Raw genomic sequence first — 15,099 nt, 5'->3', positions numbered from 1 at the left:
GGGCTGTCGGTTCTCTCTTTATACATTTGATTGTTTTCTCCTGAATGATTAATATAATGGACGATGTTATGAACCTGCCGTATTAAAATTAGAGATGAGGATTACGATGAATAAAGCAAAGATTCTTATTACTGAAAATGATGCTCCGATTACCGACTTGCTTTTGTACGGACCACGGGATGCATTACTACCGTCCTCGGAGCCGGATACAAATTTTAAAAAATGGGTGGTTAAGCATGATACGTAAAATCAGCATCAAATTTCTGATCGGTTTTTTTCTGATTTTCTCGCTTTCTTTTGTCGTGCTTAATCAGACAGTCAAGGAATTTATCCAGACAAGCAATCAGAATCTGGTTACCTCCGAACTCGTCGGACTGAAAAATAATAGCAATGTGTATGTACGCCAGGCTTTCCTGATTAACCATTTCAGCAGCAATGAGCTGTATTTTGGAGAAATCGCCAGGGAGATAGCCACTAATCTGAACCATACTACGGACAGCAGTATTGGCGTGTATACGGTGGAAGGCAAATTGCTTTATGCCCCAGACAGCTCCATATTTCAGCAGCAAATGCAAAGCGATCTGCAGCAAGCGATTGACGGCAATACAGCGTACAGCATTACTTATGATCGTAATAAGACGACTGTTCTTTTCTCCTATCCGGTTGTTATAGACGGTTCAAAGGTGGGCATCCTGCGTTTTTACAAAGATTTCAGCTCACTTTACGAACAAACCGGACAGATTCGACAGATTACCCTCTATATTGCCCTAGCGATTTTTGCGGCAGCCTTTCTGTTTTCCTATATTCTTTCCAGGCATATTACCATCCCGCTGACCAGACTGACGCAGGCCTCCACCGAGGTAAAAAACGGAAATCTGGATATCCGCCTACATTTTAAACGCAAGGATGAAATTGGCCGACTGGCTGAGAATTTTAACGATATGATTGGTCAAATTAGCAGACAAATTCATATTATTGAGAAGGATCGGGACCATTTAAAGCAGCTTCACCAGCAGGAAAAGCGCTTTTTTGACAATATTACTCACGAACTGAAAACGCCGTTAACCTCCATTTTGGGATATGCGGAGCTGATCAGGCTTAACGGTGAGAAAGACCGTGCTTTTTTTGATAAAGGAATGAATCATATTATCGAGGAGAGCAGGCGCCTGCATGCGATGGTGCTAAAACTACTGGAAGTTTCACGCAAAAATATCATGCTCCAAGAGCTTGAACGGGTGGATATCGGGCTGATCCTGCAGGATGTGTGTGAATCAATGATGATCCGCTCTCAGCGCTATAAAAAAACCATTGAATATGAGATTAATGAGGAATTGATCATGTTGGCCGATCGGGACAGAATCAGACAGATGTTCATCAATTTGATAGATAATGCGATTAAATACAGTTTGCCTTTTTCGGCAGTATCGGTAAAAGCGGTGCGGGCAGAAGAAAAGATTCGCTTGATCTTCAGCAATCCAAGCGATCCAATTGAAGCAGAACATCTGTCACGCCTATTACAGCCGTTTTATCCGGCTCATTCCGACAGCGCCGAAGAAGGCAGTGTAGGATTGGGACTCAGCATTGTGAAATCTATTGTTGAAGAACTTGCCGGTTCCATCTTAATTACAAATGAGCATAATGAAACTATCGTTACGGTAGAATTTAAAGCGCTGGAAACCGCGGGGAACGGAGAATGAATAATGGGCAATAAATATAAATATGTTGTAATGCCGCTGGTCGTATCTCTCGTGATATTACTGCTGTCAGGATGCGGTTCAGAACCAAAAACAGAGACTGTCGTCATCGCCGACAGCAATGAAGTTTCCAGTACCGATCAAAGCTCTCGTCCGTTTCAGGTCCAAAAAATATATCGGCTTCCGGATCGTTTTGCAAATCGGGGTCAGCTGCTGGGCTGGTCGTCTGGAGATGCCATCATCGCATCGTTCGGGGCCATGACCATACTGAAGCGAGGCACGCTGGAACGTTTAACTTATCCGTATGAGCAAAGCAAGGTCATATCCGAAATCGACAAGGTAACTTCCAATACAATACTTTCTCCCGATGGGAAATATATTTGCGAAGTTTCCCCTTCTTCCTCGGAGACAACCTTAAAGCTTATTTCCTTGCAGGATGGCAAGGAAAAGGAAATAGACAGGATCAGCACCAGGAACGAATCTTATGTACAATATGTTTCCTGGTCGTCCAACAGTTCGTATATCAGCTACCTGGTAGAAAACCTGGTTGATCATGGAGCTGATAGCCTATACATCTACGATGTTGGGTCTCAAACTTCCAGCAAATATCAGTTAAAAGGGATCCTAAAGGAAGACACACTTTTGAGTGTTAACCTTGCAAATGATGGCCGCAGCGTACTGCTACAGTTATTTGGTGCAAAACAAGGCCAGAAAAAGGTGCTAACCCTTGGGAAGGTTTCGGGAAAGAATATTGAATTTCAATACGAGCGTCAGATTGGTGGAGATTCAGTAGCCTGGATGAATAACGACCAGTTTGTGTTTCTCGGAACGGATAATTCATTGTACGAATATGATCAGCGAAACGGCGAGCTCTCTGTCATTTTGGAAAAAGTGCTTGATTTTGAATTTTCGCCTGACAGGAAAAATATCGCATACACCGTGTATGATCAAAATGTCACTTACGTAGCCAAGGTGCAGGGAAGAAATATACTGTACAACGAACCGGTGTATCGCGGAATTGTGCCAACGCATATGTATTGGAATCCGAACAATAAAAGTGTACTACTTCAAGGACAAAAACAGTTGGATTCCTCGCAGACTGCGCCAACGGATTCTCCTAGTAAGGAGTCATTGATCATTGAGTTGAAATAGCGATTAGGATTTCTATATTTGTGGATGTCAAAAACCTTACTTCGGTTGTTCAGCCGGAATAAGGTTTTTCTTTTTGCAACCGTTGTGACAATTTGTTTACATGTTGATCAAACTTTCGCGACATCTTTTTTCTATAGTAAATGAAGCAAGATCATTAGCCTATAAGGACAAGGAATGGACCATAGTGAATGAAAATCCGAATCTGCACCTAAATCAACCCATAAAACGTTATATGACCGGTCTGGATGGGCTAAGGGCCATCTCTGTGCTTGCTGTTATTGCTTATCATCTTCATCTTAGATGGGCAGAGGGTGGGCTGCTAGGAGTGGAGATTTTCTTCGTCCTGTCAGGCTATCTGATTACGGATCAGATCCTTTATGAATGGAGGACACGCAACGGTTTTTCCATTGTGCGGTTCTGGATCAGACGAATGCGCAGACTACTGCCGGCAATGCTCTTTATGCTGACTGCAGTGGCATTGTGGCTTTTAATTACCGATTTTTCCAGACTGCAAGCATTAGAAGGCCATTTTGTATCCTCGCTTTTTTACGTAAACAACTGGTATCTCATTTTTCATCATGTTTCATATTTTGAGAGCTTTGGTCCGGCTTCACCTATCGGGCACCTCTGGTCGCTTTCCATTGAGGAACAGTTTTACGTCATCTGGCCGCTCGTTCTACTGATTGGTCTGTGCCTTGCACCGCGACGAGGCAGACTTATGTTATACATTCTGGGTTGCGCCTTCGTATCCGCCATAGCCATGGCCGTTATATACGAACCCGGAACAGACCCGAGCAGGGTGTATTACGGGACGGACACGCGCGCGTCTGCTATTTTGATCGGAGCGGCTCTGGCGGTTGTCTGGCCCAGTTGGAGACTGAGCAACAATGTATCTTCTTCATCCCGCACCATGCTGGATATGAATGGCGTGCTGGGCATTGTAATGCTGTTTATCCTGATTGCTCAGACCAACGAGTATGATGATTCGCTGTATCGCGGCGGTTTTCTTTATTTATCACTCATTACTGCGGTTGTTATCGCTGTACTGGTTCATCCAGCCAACCGACTGGAACGATTACTCGGCTGCCGGCCTCTAAGCTGGATCGGTAAACGATCTTACAGTCTGTATATATGGCATTATCCAATCATTATTTTATCAAGTCCCGTGGTAAATACCGATGATGCCAGCTATATGCGCATGGCTCTGCAGGTAACGGCCAGTTTCATAATGGCGGGTCTTTCCTACAGATACATCGAAGAGCCCATCCGCCGTGGAACCTTTTGGACTGGCCTGCAATCACTCCGCAGGTCAGGCGCTGGCAGCCAGCTAGGCCTTGTCGTCATTGTTATCGCCATCATTCTCGTCCTGGCATCATGGAAGACGGATTCACCAGCTCCAGATCCTGTACCTGATGCACCAGCAGCCGTAAGCCGGGACCCCGTCCAGACAGAACAACTGCAATGCAGCTGTTCCGATGAAAATCATCCCGCTGAAAATACAAGCCACTCCGCAGAAGGAGCGGGGATCACTGCGATCGGAGATTCCGTTATTCTGGATGCCGCCCCGTTTCTGGAAAAGCAGCTCCCCGGTATGATCATTGATGGCAAGGTGGGACGTCAAATGTCACAGGCAGGTGATGTGCTTGATGGCCTGCGGGAACAGGGTAAACTTGGCCATAAAATCATTATTGAACTCGGCACCAACGGCGTTTTTAACCAGAGTCAACTGAAGTCCTTGCTGGCTTCACTGCAGGACTCCCAGCAAATTTATCTGATAACAACTAGAGTACCAAGAGGTTGGCAGAATACCGTAAATGACAATCTGCGTGAAATTGCTGGTGAATTTCAAAATGTCCAGCTTATCGACTGGTATTCAGCCAGCGAAAACCGGGACGATCTATTTTATGGTGATGGTGTCCACCTGAAACCAGAAGGCGCTCAGTATTATGCCTCGTTGTTAATTGATGCTATCAAACAAGATAAAACCTACTAGCATGTTAAAGGAAAGGATGAACTAGCTATGAACAAAAAAAATGGATGGATGGTAAGCGGATTATGGGGATTTATGATTATCCTTATCTTTTTAGGTGCCATAGTTCTCCATATGCACGCAAAGCAAAATTCAGATGATCACGAATCCCGCAGCAAGGACTCTTCTCTATACAATCTTGATAAGATGCAGACTGCTGCACAAAAGCGTGCGGCTTCTAGCACCAGCGGGGAACAAGCTCAATCATCTGCTTCCTTAAACGGCGAGGGCGTCACGATGATTGGAGATTCGGTTACGGTCGGAATTGAGCCTTATTTAAAAGAGCAGCTTCCGAATATGACGGTTGACGGTAAGGTTGGCCGGCAGATGTCTCAAGCTGTAAAAGTCATTAATGAATTGGCCGCCCAAGGCAAACTGGGAGACCAGGTCATTATCGAACTCGGCACCAATGGTCCGTTTAGCAAAAACCAACTGCACGACGTACTGCAATCCCTTTCCGGAGCCAGACAGGTAATCTTGGTCACCACCCGGGTTCCGAAAGGATGGCAAAACACGGTGAATGACACGATTGCACAGGTCGCCGATGAGTTTAACAACGTCAGCGTGATGGACTGGTATTCGGCCAGTGTAGGCAAAGACGAATACTTTTATAAAGATGGTGTCCATTTAAAACCAGATGGTAGCCGATATTACACTTCACTCCTCGTAGCAGCCTTGCAAAAATCTTAATACAGAAAGGGGCCTGCGCGTCTATACATCTAGAAAGGAAGAATGACATGACACAGAGGAAAAAGAGGATATTGATTGTAACGTTGTTACTTGGGGTCGCTGCTGTAAGCTTTATCTTTTATTATTTCTTTTCCATTTACAAAGGGTTAGAAGGACTTAGTAAAACCCCGGAAAACTCCCCATTTGTTAAAGTGAGCACTGATAAAGTCGAAGCACTAAAAGCACCGGAATGGGAGGGAACCGAACCTGTAAATATTTTGCTGATGGGCGTGGATACTCGCGAGAACAACAAGGGCAGTGTACCCCGATCCGATAGCATGATGGTCGTTTCGTTGAATCCTACCGATAAGCGTATTCATGTGTTTTCGATTCTTCGAGACACTTATACGGATATTCCTGGGCACGGCAAAAATCGAATTAATACCGCTGTTACGCATGGACCCGATACGGCGATGAAAGCAGTCAGCGAATTGCTGGGGGTGCCAGTTCATTTTTATGTATACACGGATTTCCAGGGGTTTATTAAACTCGTAGATGCTGTAGGCGGACTCGATTTTTATGTCGAGAAGGATATGTACTATGAAAGCAAGGCCGATCTGCATGAGTATGATATTAATTTAAAACAGGGACAGCAGCATTTCGACGGCAAAACGGCGCTTCAATATGTCCGTTTTCGTCATGATGCCATGTCCGATTATTCCAGAACAAAAAGACAACGGCAATTTATTACGGCATTAGCCGAGAAGGTAAAAACAACGACTTCCATTATGAAATTCCCTTCTATTCTAGAGGAAATCAGTCCGTATATCGATACCAATTTGTCAGTCTCTGATATGTGGAATTTGGCTTCAGTAGGGTACCAAAGTACATTAAACGGAAATGAACAAATACCGCCAATGAAGCTATTAAAAGAAACTTATGTGGGCAAGGCGGCTGTTCTGGATGTAAAAAGTCGAACAGATTTGAAGCAATTTGTGCAAAGTATCATAAATTCCGACTCCTCAAATTCGATTACAGACAATTCTTCGGGGCAGGAGCAGAAAACAGATTTTGAATAGGGTTAGACAATATATTAGATCGTATTTGCCGGACAATAGTCTGTTAAATGCTCTATGTGAATAAAGAAGAGCATAACATGATCTTCCGGTTATCTATAGGGGGAAAAAGAATGGGTACAAAACAGATCGTAAGGTTCTGCTTGGCATTAACTATATCCGCCGCCATGCTTCTGGAGATCACTGCTCCGCACATGGCTATGGCTGATGCTGCGCAACGTGCAAAAAGCACGTTGTTGAACGATAAGAGTGAACCAACAAAAATAATTTCAACGCAGGTTAAAAATACCCCGACACTAAAATTGGATAGCCATGTGGCATCCATGACGAAGAAAAGAACTATTAAGGCTAGATTTAAGCTTCCGAAGGGTACCGATATAAAGAAAATAAGCTGGACCTATGGTGGTAAGCCATTATCGGAATGGAAATCGTACAAGAATCGCGGTTATAATGGCGCCCCCTTTATCACCGTTACTCAGGTCAAAGCCGAACACGCAGAAGTCACTGCCAGTATCAATTTCGGTCTTACCTATGGTACGGAGAATCTTGCCGAGCCGAGTCTGCAGCGTCCACTGTACGCATCATTGATGGGAACCTATGAACTGGCTGCAGTAGTCAACGGCAAAACCGTTGCCCAAGCACCTATTAAGTTGGTCCCGTACGACAGCTTCCGTACCTATGATGAGCTGAAGCCGGAGATTGATGCGATTACGGCACAGGCAGCTCAAAAAAACGACAGATACATTAAAACGTTGTCGATCGGCAAATCCGTTGAAGGCCGCGATATTTTTATGACTATGGTTGCCAAAGATCAAGCAACGATTGACAAATATCAGAATGTAACTCACCCTGCCATGCTGAATGATCCTGCAAAGCTGGAGAACGATATTCAATCCGGTGCATTCGGAGATTATCAAGTGCCCATCTGGATCAACAATATTCATCCGAATGAAGCGCCAGGCTTTGATGCGATTATCAATTATTTTAAGACTATGGCACTCGATAAAAATGTTACGTACAAGACCAACTTGTCCAATGGAAAATCGAGTACGGTAACTCTCAATATGGATGATGCGCTTGAACATGTGTTTTTCCTGTTCCTGTATACAGAAAATCCAGATGGAAGGGTTCATACCGAACGTTATAATGCTGAATATTTTGACTTAAATCGGGATAATTCATATCAAACCCAGCCTGAAACACGCAGTATCACAGAGCAAATCGCCAAGTGGTCGCCGATTTCTTTCTTAGATCTGCATGGGTTTGATAAGAATTTTCTGATCGAGCCTACCACACCGCCTCACGATCCGAATATTGAGTACGATCTACTTATGGATAACATGGTAGAACAGGCCAAAGCGATGGGTGAAGCAGGTATAGCAAACACGAAGTATGATTACTACCATATTCCTTATGAAGAGCATCGTAAAACAGTTGAAAATCCTAAATATGTTTCGAAGGGAACTGCTTCAGGATGGGATGATGCATCTCCAGCCTATACAGCTGTCTTCGCCATGCACCATGGTGCAATGGGACATACGCTGGAAACACCTGAATCGAATGAAGAGTCGACCAAAGCATTGTATTATAGTGTCGCTGCAGCAACTGATTTTGTTATGCAAAAGAAAGAAAAGTTATTTTTGAACCAGCTAAAAGTATATGAACGTGGAGTTAATAATATCGATGATCATGCCGTAGATCGGTATCTATTCAATGCAAAAAATCAGATCATCGGTCGCCCCCGTCACGGTAATGAGAATTTTTTTCCTGAGTATTACGTTTTGCCGATCGATAAAAGTCTTCAAAAAAATCCGCTGGAAGCCTATCGGATGATTGAGTATCTTATCCGCAATGGAGTAACGGTTGAACGCTCGACAGAGGCTGTAAGTACTGCTGGCAAGACCTACCCCGCGGGTTCATTTATCATAAATATGCATCAGGCTAAACACGGCATCGCAAACATGGTTTTATATGACGGTATTAACGTCTCAGATTATGCTTCCGTAGCTGGCGAGATTGTGCAGAACTTTCCCGTCACGCGAGGATTTGAACGTGATGTGATTAGAGAAGCCGGCGTGTTTGCGGGCAAAACGACTCCGGTGACTTCCGTATCGATTCCGGCCACATCATTGCCGAATGATTCTGCCTATGTTTTAATCCGCAACACCAATAACGATGCCATCAAAACGGTCAATGAATTACTTAAATCCGGCAAAGTGGTTACGATGCTATCCAAAAGCGGAACAGGATATGAAGCGGGTGACTTTGCAGTGGCCTATGATGATCTGCATCCGCTGGTGTCAAAATACTATCTTGATGTCACGGCATTCGGCAATAACAAACCCGTTGGCAAAGTTCTTAAACCTTCTACAGTAGCCGCTCTCGGCGAACCGGCTTATGTGCTCAAAAATCTCGGTTTTAAAGTGACCGATGATCAGCAGCATGCCGATGTGCTCGTGAATACATTCGATTCCGACAAACTTGTTGAGAAAGGAAAGCCATACATTGCTTATGGAAATATGGGGATGGGTAACGTGAAAAACTGGATTCCTCAATTTGCGTTTGCTGGACCGACATGGGAAAAATACGAAGGGGTCTTCCTGGCGAATGTCCAACAGGATCATGTGATTACAGCCCCTTACGATAACGAAGAATATTTCTACACCGTTACAGGTTCTTACATTACGAAGCTACCTAAAGCCGCAAAAGTTCTTGCAACCATTAGCAATAAAGAAAACTTCTTCAAAGCAGGTTGGTGGCCAGGTCACGATGCTGCAAGAGGAAAGATCATGGCCTTCACCTATATGGAAAACAAAAAGAATATCACAGTTTTCTCCAACGATCTAACCAATGGCGCTCATCCGCAGCATCAATTCCGACTACTGGCCAATTCGATTTTCAATGCCGTTCCCAGCAAACCCTGAATGATTTTGCAAACAACCTTATTCCGGTGATCAGCCGTGAGTAAGGTTGTCTTTGTGATAAGGGTTATTGTCCTCTGTGACATTTTGTTTACAACTTGATCAAATTTTAGCGACATCTGAAGGCTATATTTGGATTAGAACGTGAAATGAATCCTGTTCACAACAGGGATTTATGGAATGTATGAATTCAATATTTTAGGGAGGAATGTAATTTGCTAAGTAGCATCAAACTGACAAGCAGATCTGTCAGAAAATATGAGGGGGACACAAAGATTGAAGATCCGGTTGCTAATAACATGGATAATAAAGCAGTGGACACATCAGGGACCACCTCATCTCACGACAGTACAGAAACCGATAATCTCCCCCAAAGCTCTGTGACAGAGCCACGGAGAAAGACACACAGCATCAAAGGACGTCTCGTTGCGCTTGATGCTGCGCGCGGACTGGCCGTGCTGGGAATGTATTTGCAGCATTTCGGATCAAATCCAAGCGTTTCTGCAATTGTTTCCGGAAATACCACCCTATTATTTGTGTTGTGCGGCGGTATCTCCTATTCTATTATGGGACAGCGTATGATGGATCGAGGAGCAAAGGCGACCGCTTTTCGTGCACGAATGCTGGCCCGTGCGGTGTTTGTTGATATTATTGGTTATTTGCTTATTATGCTGAACACTTCATACGGCATCATTTTGCCTGCCTATGCAGCTATGTTTGTGTTGGCCCTCATGTTATTTCGTCGTTCGACCCGCACCATTGTTACAACAGCAGTCGTTTTGCTCGTAACGGCCCCGCCGCTAATGATTCTTGGATCAAGCATTTTCTCAAAAGCTTATCTTCTTGGTGATATCGCGGGAGGTCCGATGTCTGCCCTCGCCTTGACTCCTGCATTTGTTGCTGGTATGGCCATTGGTCGCGTTGACCTCACCAGATTACGTACAGCCCTCTCACTCGCAGGCAGCGGTATCGTTATGCTTGTTATTGGCAAAGTAATGGCCGCTTTTGTGCTTCCGAATTGGAATCTTCACTTTGAACAATGGCTGATAAGTGTGCAAGGAACTGCTCCTGTACAGCCGGATGAATACGCAATTTGGCCTCTTAATACGGAATCACCGATGTGGCAGCTCCTTTTGGGAACGGCTCCGCACACCGCTTCGACATTCCAGACGATGATAGGATTAGGAATTTCATTTTTGGTAATGGGAGTTACGTGCCTCGTATCCAAAAAAACCTCCGCTGTATTAATGCCTTTCGCAGCAGTCGGACGTGTCGCCCTGACCATGTATGCCTTTCAGTTTGTAGTGGTGTGGATTCTTGATCTGACAAAGATTGAGCACAGTCTGGATGGAATTCCATTCGGCAACGTAATGATCTCAGTTGCAACACTACTGCTGGGATTATTGATTGCTCAGCGTCCTGTTGGTCCGCTTGAAGGATTGATGCGCCGCTTTGACCGATTGTTCAGCCCTACCCAACCAGTCTCACAAACTGTAAAGTAGATAGCCTTCTTGATACTCTATATAACGGACTGATCAAAAAAGATACCAGATAAAAAGTTCGCTATCTGTATAAAAAGCCTACAAAAGGTGTCTAGATTAACTAGGGCAATAAGATGATCATTGAACAGAGTTATCAGGAAGGAACTAATTCCTTGCTATTTTCCCCCGGATTATCCGGGGGGCTTATCCCCACCGTTTTAGCAACACCCAGTATCGTAATTGGGATTTCTTTGACTGTTTTCTGAATTCTGCTTGTCTCGCTGATTTTTCTAAGCTGCTATATAGTCTTTGTTTTCTTATCCATCCAATACGCTCCTATCGGACACTCCTGACTGCTCCAGATGCTGAACAAAGATATCGAACATTGGACTCATTTTATGACCCTTATTTTTCGCATAAGACCAATAAAGCCACCTACTACACGTATGTATTATGAAAATTCACATTCTTTGCCGTCATTGAGCTACATAAAAGTGCCAACCGGAATTACATTATTCCCAGCAGATATATTGTTAACGCCTAAAGAATGGGCGTGCGCAACCTAAATGTAACTCGCTGGACTTCAATCGCTCGCGGAGGGCATTTTACTGCCATGGAAGAGCCTGAGCTTTTAGCTCAGGACATTCGTGCCTTCTACAAACCTTTTAGAGCAAAAAATAAATATTAACCAAGGTCCACCTCGTGCATTAACTGGATTAATAAGAAGAGCTATTATAAGCGGTCGTAATCTAACGGGAAACGATAGCTTAATAAATACAAAAAGAAGAGATGGCTTATGCCATCTCTTCTTTCATCTATATAAAGCGGGTGATGGGAATCGAACCCACGCTACCAGCTTGGAAGGCTGGAGTTCTACCATTGAACTACACCCGCAAAAAAAGTGGTCGGGATGACACGATTTGAACATGCGACCCCCTGGTCCCAAACCAGGTGCTCTACCAAGCTGAGCTACATCCCGAAATAGATGCCGGTGAGAGGACTCGAACCTCCACGGTTTCCCTCACGATTTTGAGTCGCGCGCGTCTGCCAATTCCGCCACACCGGCTTATGAAATTAATGGCGCGCCCTGAGAGATTCGAACTCCCGGCCTTTTGATTCGTAGTCAAACGCTCTATCCAGCTGAGCTAAGGGCGCAAATATGGAGCGGACGACGGGAATCGAACCCGCGACCCTCGCCTTGGCAAGGCGATGCTCTACCGCTGAGCCACGTCCGCAAAAACAGGTATGCGCGTGGAGGGACTTGAACCCCCACGTCAAAGACGCTAGATCCTAAGTCTAGTGCGTCTGCCAATTCCGCCACACGCGCATACAATAATAATGGTGAGCCATGAAGGACTCGAACCTTCGACACCCTGATTAAAAGTCAGGTGCTCTACCAACTGAGCTAATGGCTCTTAATGGCTGGGGATATAGGATTTGAACCTATGCATGACGGAGTCAAAGTCCGTTGCCTTACCGCTTGGCTAATCCCCATTATGTATTCAACAGGGCGATTGATGGGACTTGCACCCACAAATGCCATAGCCACAATTCAGTACGTTAATCCATTCGTCACGACCACCATGGCAATAAAACTGGTGGAGGATGATGGATTCGAACCACCGAACCCGTAAGGGAGCAGATTTACAGTCTGATGCGTTTGGCCACTTCGCTAATCCTCCAAAATGGTGCCGGCGAGAGGACTTGAACCCCCAACCTACTGATTACAAGTCAGTTGCTCTACCAGTTGAGCTACACCGGCATATTAAATTAAATGGCGGAACTGACGGGATTCGAACCCGCGATCTCCTGCGTGACAGGCAGGCATGTTAGGCCTCTACACCACAGTTCCAGAGGCATTTCCAACAGGAAATTAATTGCGGGGGCAGGATTTGAACCTACGACCTTCGGGTTATGAGCCCGACGAGCTACCGAACTGCTCCACCCCGCGACATCAAAGGTATTTCTTAATACTATTAATGGTGGAGGCTGAGGGGATCGAACCCCCGACCCTCTGCTTGTAAGGCAGATGCTCTCCCAGCTGAGCTAAGCCTCCATACTACTATGACCCGTAGGGGATTCGAACCCCTGTTACCTCCGTGAAAGGGAGGTGTCTTAACCCCTTGACCAACGGGCCACATATCTATTATAAGAGCTGGCGGAGAGAGAGGGATTCGAACCCTCGAGACGCTTTTGGCGCCTACACGATTTCCAATCGTGCTCCTTCGGCCAACTCGGACACCTCTCCATATGGCTCCCCGAACAGGACTCGAACCTGTGACAACTCGATTAACAGTCGAGTGCTCTACCAACTGAGCTATCAGGGAATATTGGTGGAGCCAAGGGGGATCGAACCCCTGACCTCCTGCGTGCAAGGCAGGCGCTCTCCCAGCTGAGCTATAGCCCCATCTTAGACATAACACTTAATTCTGACTATATAGAGGTCAGTCTTACAGGCGAAAAAAAATCCCCAGAGAAGGGGCTTATGCTTGGCGGCGTCCTACTCTCCCAGGACCCTGCGGTCCAAGTACCATCGGCGCTGGAGGGCTTAACGGTCGTGTTCGGGATGGGTACGTGTGGAACCCCTCCGCTATCGCCACCAAACATGAATTTGCCTCGCAAATTCTTTTTCAGGAATCAGCATCGCCAAATGCTGTGTGTTCGCTTGCCTCATATAAGCTACTCGAACTTATACGATGCAATGCTTTTACACCCTGAAAACTGGATCCGAAACTTCATTGCGCCTTATCTTAGGATAAGCCCTCGACCGATTAGTATTGGTCAGCTCCATGCATTACTGCACTTCCACCCCCAACCTATCTACCTCGTCGTCTTCAAGGGGTCTTACTAATTGGGAAATCTCATCTTGAGGGGGGCTTCACGCTTAGATGCTTTCAGCGCTTATCCCTTCCGTACATAGCTACCCAGCGGTGCTCCTGGCGGAACAACTGGTACACCAGCGGTACGTCCATCCCGGTCCTCTCGTACTAAGGACAGCTCCTCTCAAATTTCCTACGCCCACGACAGATAGGGACCGAACTGTCTCACGACGTTCTGAACCCAGCTCGCGTACCGCTTTAATGGGCGAACAGCCCAACCCTTGGGACCTACTTCAGCCCCAGGATGCGATGAGCCGACATCGAGGTGCCAAACCTCCCCGTCGATGTGGACTCTTGGGGGAGATAAGCCTGTTATCCCCAGGGTAGCTTTTATCCGTTGAGCGATGGCCCTTCCATGCGGTACCACCGGATCACTAAGCCCGACTTTCGTCCCTGCTCGACTTGTAGGTCTCGCAGTCAAGCTCCCTTCTGCCTTTGCACTCTTCGAATGATTTCCAACCATTCTGAGGGAACCTTGGGGCGCCTCCGTTACTCTTTAGGAGGCGACCGCCCCAGTCAAACTGCCCACCTGACACTGTCCTCGTACCGGATCACGGTACCAAGTTAGAACCTAGATACGATCAGGGTGGTATCCCAAGGATGCCTCCCCTCAAGCTGGCGCTCAAGGTTCAACGGCTCCCACCTATCCTGTACAGATCGTACCCAAATTCAATATCAAGCTGCAGTAAAGCTCCATGGGGTCTTTCCGTCTTGTCGCGGGTAACCTGCATCTTCACAGGTATTAAAATTTCACCGGATCTCTCGTTGAGACAGCGCCCAAGTCGTTACGCCATTCGTGCGGGTCAGAATTTACCTGACAAGGAATTTCGCTACCTTAGGACCGTTATAGTTACGGCCGCCGTTTACTGGGGCTTCGGTTCATAGCTTCGCCCGAAGGCTTACCACTCCCCTTAACCTTCCAGCACCGGGCAGGCGTCAGCCCGTATACTTCGCCTTGCGGCTTCGCACAGACCTGTGTTTTTGCTAAACAGTCGCTTGGGCCTTTTCACTGCGGCCCCCTCGGGCTATTCACCCTACCGAGGCACCCCTTCTCCCGAAGTTACGGGGTCATTTTGCCGAGTTCCTTAACGAGAGTTCTTCCGCGCGCCTTAGAATTCTCTTCTCGCCTACCTGTGTCGGTTTGCGGTACGGGCACCTTCTCCTGGCTAGAGGCTTTTCTTGGCAGTCTGAGATCATG

The 15,099-nt window shown here is 46.1% G+C and carries 8 protein-coding genes, 17 tRNA genes and 2 rRNA genes (1 of these 27 only partly in view); 8 read left to right on the top strand and 19 right to left on the bottom strand.

Translation table 11 applies throughout. The annotated features are described in order from the left end of the window. The first annotated feature begins 106 nt into the window (after positions 1 to 106). The 8 genes from MKX36_RS02375 (at position 107) to MKX36_RS02340 (ending at position 11,043) form a co-directional block, all read left to right on the top strand. Complete coding sequence (locus MKX36_RS02375; RefSeq protein ID WP_162835289.1) at positions 107 to 247, top strand: hypothetical protein; 141 nt, start codon at positions 107 to 109, stop codon at positions 245 to 247. Then, entirely contained in the window at positions 237 to 1,697 is a 1,461-nt protein-coding gene (locus tag MKX36_RS02370) for a sensor histidine kinase (protein WP_340864143.1), read from the top strand. The genes MKX36_RS02375 and MKX36_RS02370 overlap by 11 nt, the downstream gene beginning before the upstream one ends. Before the next feature lie 3 nt (positions 1,698 to 1,700). Continuing rightward, positions 1,701 to 2,846, top strand: a complete 1,146-nt coding sequence (locus tag MKX36_RS02365; RefSeq protein ID WP_016819431.1) for a hypothetical protein — start codon at positions 1,701 to 1,703, stop codon at positions 2,844 to 2,846. A gap of 184 nt (positions 2,847 to 3,030) precedes the next feature. After that, on the top strand, positions 3,031 to 4,839 hold the full coding sequence (locus MKX36_RS02360; protein ID WP_340864142.1) for an acyltransferase family protein: 1,809 nt from the start codon (positions 3,031 to 3,033) through the stop codon (positions 4,837 to 4,839). A 27-nt stretch (positions 4,840 to 4,866) separates the two neighbouring features. Then, positions 4,867 to 5,565, top strand: a complete 699-nt coding sequence (locus MKX36_RS02355; RefSeq protein ID WP_107734761.1) for an SGNH/GDSL hydrolase family protein — start codon at positions 4,867 to 4,869, stop codon at positions 5,563 to 5,565. A 47-nt stretch (positions 5,566 to 5,612) separates the two neighbouring features. After that, complete coding sequence (locus MKX36_RS02350; protein WP_016819428.1) at positions 5,613 to 6,623, top strand: LCP family protein; 1,011 nt, start codon at positions 5,613 to 5,615, stop codon at positions 6,621 to 6,623. Positions 6,624 to 6,733: 110 nt separating this feature from the next. Further along, on the top strand, positions 6,734 to 9,544 hold the full coding sequence (locus MKX36_RS02345) for a M14 family metallopeptidase (protein ID WP_340864141.1): 2,811 nt from the start codon (positions 6,734 to 6,736) through the stop codon (positions 9,542 to 9,544). Between the two features lie 212 nt (positions 9,545 to 9,756). Next, positions 9,757 to 11,043, top strand: a complete 1,287-nt coding sequence (locus MKX36_RS02340; RefSeq protein ID WP_340864140.1) for a DUF418 domain-containing protein — start codon at positions 9,757 to 9,759, stop codon at positions 11,041 to 11,043. 802 nt (positions 11,044 to 11,845) lie between these two features. Here the strand turns inward: MKX36_RS02340 and MKX36_RS02335 are convergent. The 19 genes from MKX36_RS02335 to MKX36_RS02245 form a co-directional block, all read right to left on the bottom strand. After that, a tRNA-Gly gene (locus tag MKX36_RS02335) sits at positions 11,846 to 11,916 on the bottom strand. Between the two features lie 8 nt (positions 11,917 to 11,924). Continuing rightward, positions 11,925 to 12,001, bottom strand: a tRNA-Pro gene (locus MKX36_RS02330). Between the two features lie 7 nt (positions 12,002 to 12,008). Next, positions 12,009 to 12,088, bottom strand: a tRNA-Leu gene (locus MKX36_RS02325). A 12-nt stretch (positions 12,089 to 12,100) separates the two neighbouring features. Beyond that, positions 12,101 to 12,177, bottom strand: a tRNA-Arg gene (locus MKX36_RS02320). A gap of 5 nt (positions 12,178 to 12,182) precedes the next feature. Beyond that, positions 12,183 to 12,257, bottom strand: a tRNA-Gly gene (locus MKX36_RS02315). A gap of 11 nt (positions 12,258 to 12,268) precedes the next feature. Beyond that, positions 12,269 to 12,349, bottom strand: a tRNA-Leu gene (locus MKX36_RS02310). A 12-nt stretch (positions 12,350 to 12,361) separates the two neighbouring features. Further along, positions 12,362 to 12,437, bottom strand: a tRNA-Lys gene (locus MKX36_RS02305). 4 nt (positions 12,438 to 12,441) lie between these two features. Further along, positions 12,442 to 12,516: transfer RNA gene (locus tag MKX36_RS02300), tRNA-Gln, on the bottom strand. A 102-nt stretch (positions 12,517 to 12,618) separates the two neighbouring features. Beyond that, positions 12,619 to 12,704 (bottom strand) — tRNA-Tyr (locus MKX36_RS02295). A gap of 4 nt (positions 12,705 to 12,708) precedes the next feature. Next, a tRNA-Thr gene (locus MKX36_RS02290) sits at positions 12,709 to 12,784 on the bottom strand. A 13-nt stretch (positions 12,785 to 12,797) separates the two neighbouring features. Then, positions 12,798 to 12,874: transfer RNA gene (locus MKX36_RS02285), tRNA-Asp, on the bottom strand. Between the two features lie 25 nt (positions 12,875 to 12,899). Next, positions 12,900 to 12,973: transfer RNA gene (locus tag MKX36_RS02280), tRNA-Met, on the bottom strand. A 29-nt stretch (positions 12,974 to 13,002) separates the two neighbouring features. After that, positions 13,003 to 13,078 (bottom strand) — tRNA-Val (locus MKX36_RS02275). Between the two features lie 9 nt (positions 13,079 to 13,087). Further along, positions 13,088 to 13,159, bottom strand: a tRNA-Glu gene (locus MKX36_RS02270). Between the two features lie 19 nt (positions 13,160 to 13,178). Continuing rightward, positions 13,179 to 13,270 (bottom strand) — tRNA-Ser (locus MKX36_RS02265). A gap of 3 nt (positions 13,271 to 13,273) precedes the next feature. After that, a tRNA-Asn gene (locus MKX36_RS02260) sits at positions 13,274 to 13,349 on the bottom strand. A gap of 4 nt (positions 13,350 to 13,353) precedes the next feature. Further along, a tRNA-Ala gene (locus tag MKX36_RS02255) sits at positions 13,354 to 13,429 on the bottom strand. Positions 13,430 to 13,509: 80 nt separating this feature from the next. After that, positions 13,510 to 13,626: ribosomal RNA gene (rrf, locus tag MKX36_RS02250) — 5S ribosomal RNA — on the bottom strand. Between the two features lie 147 nt (positions 13,627 to 13,773). Further along, a 23S ribosomal RNA gene (locus tag MKX36_RS02245) occupies positions 13,774 to 15,099 on the bottom strand; it runs 1,600 nt beyond the window's last position.

It is taken from the genome of Paenibacillus sp. FSL W8-0439, from assembly GCF_038008995.1.
Taxonomy (GTDB): Bacteria; Bacillota; Bacilli; order Paenibacillales; family Paenibacillaceae; genus Paenibacillus; species Paenibacillus polymyxa.
This window is presented reverse-complemented; position numbering and strand designations above follow the sequence as displayed.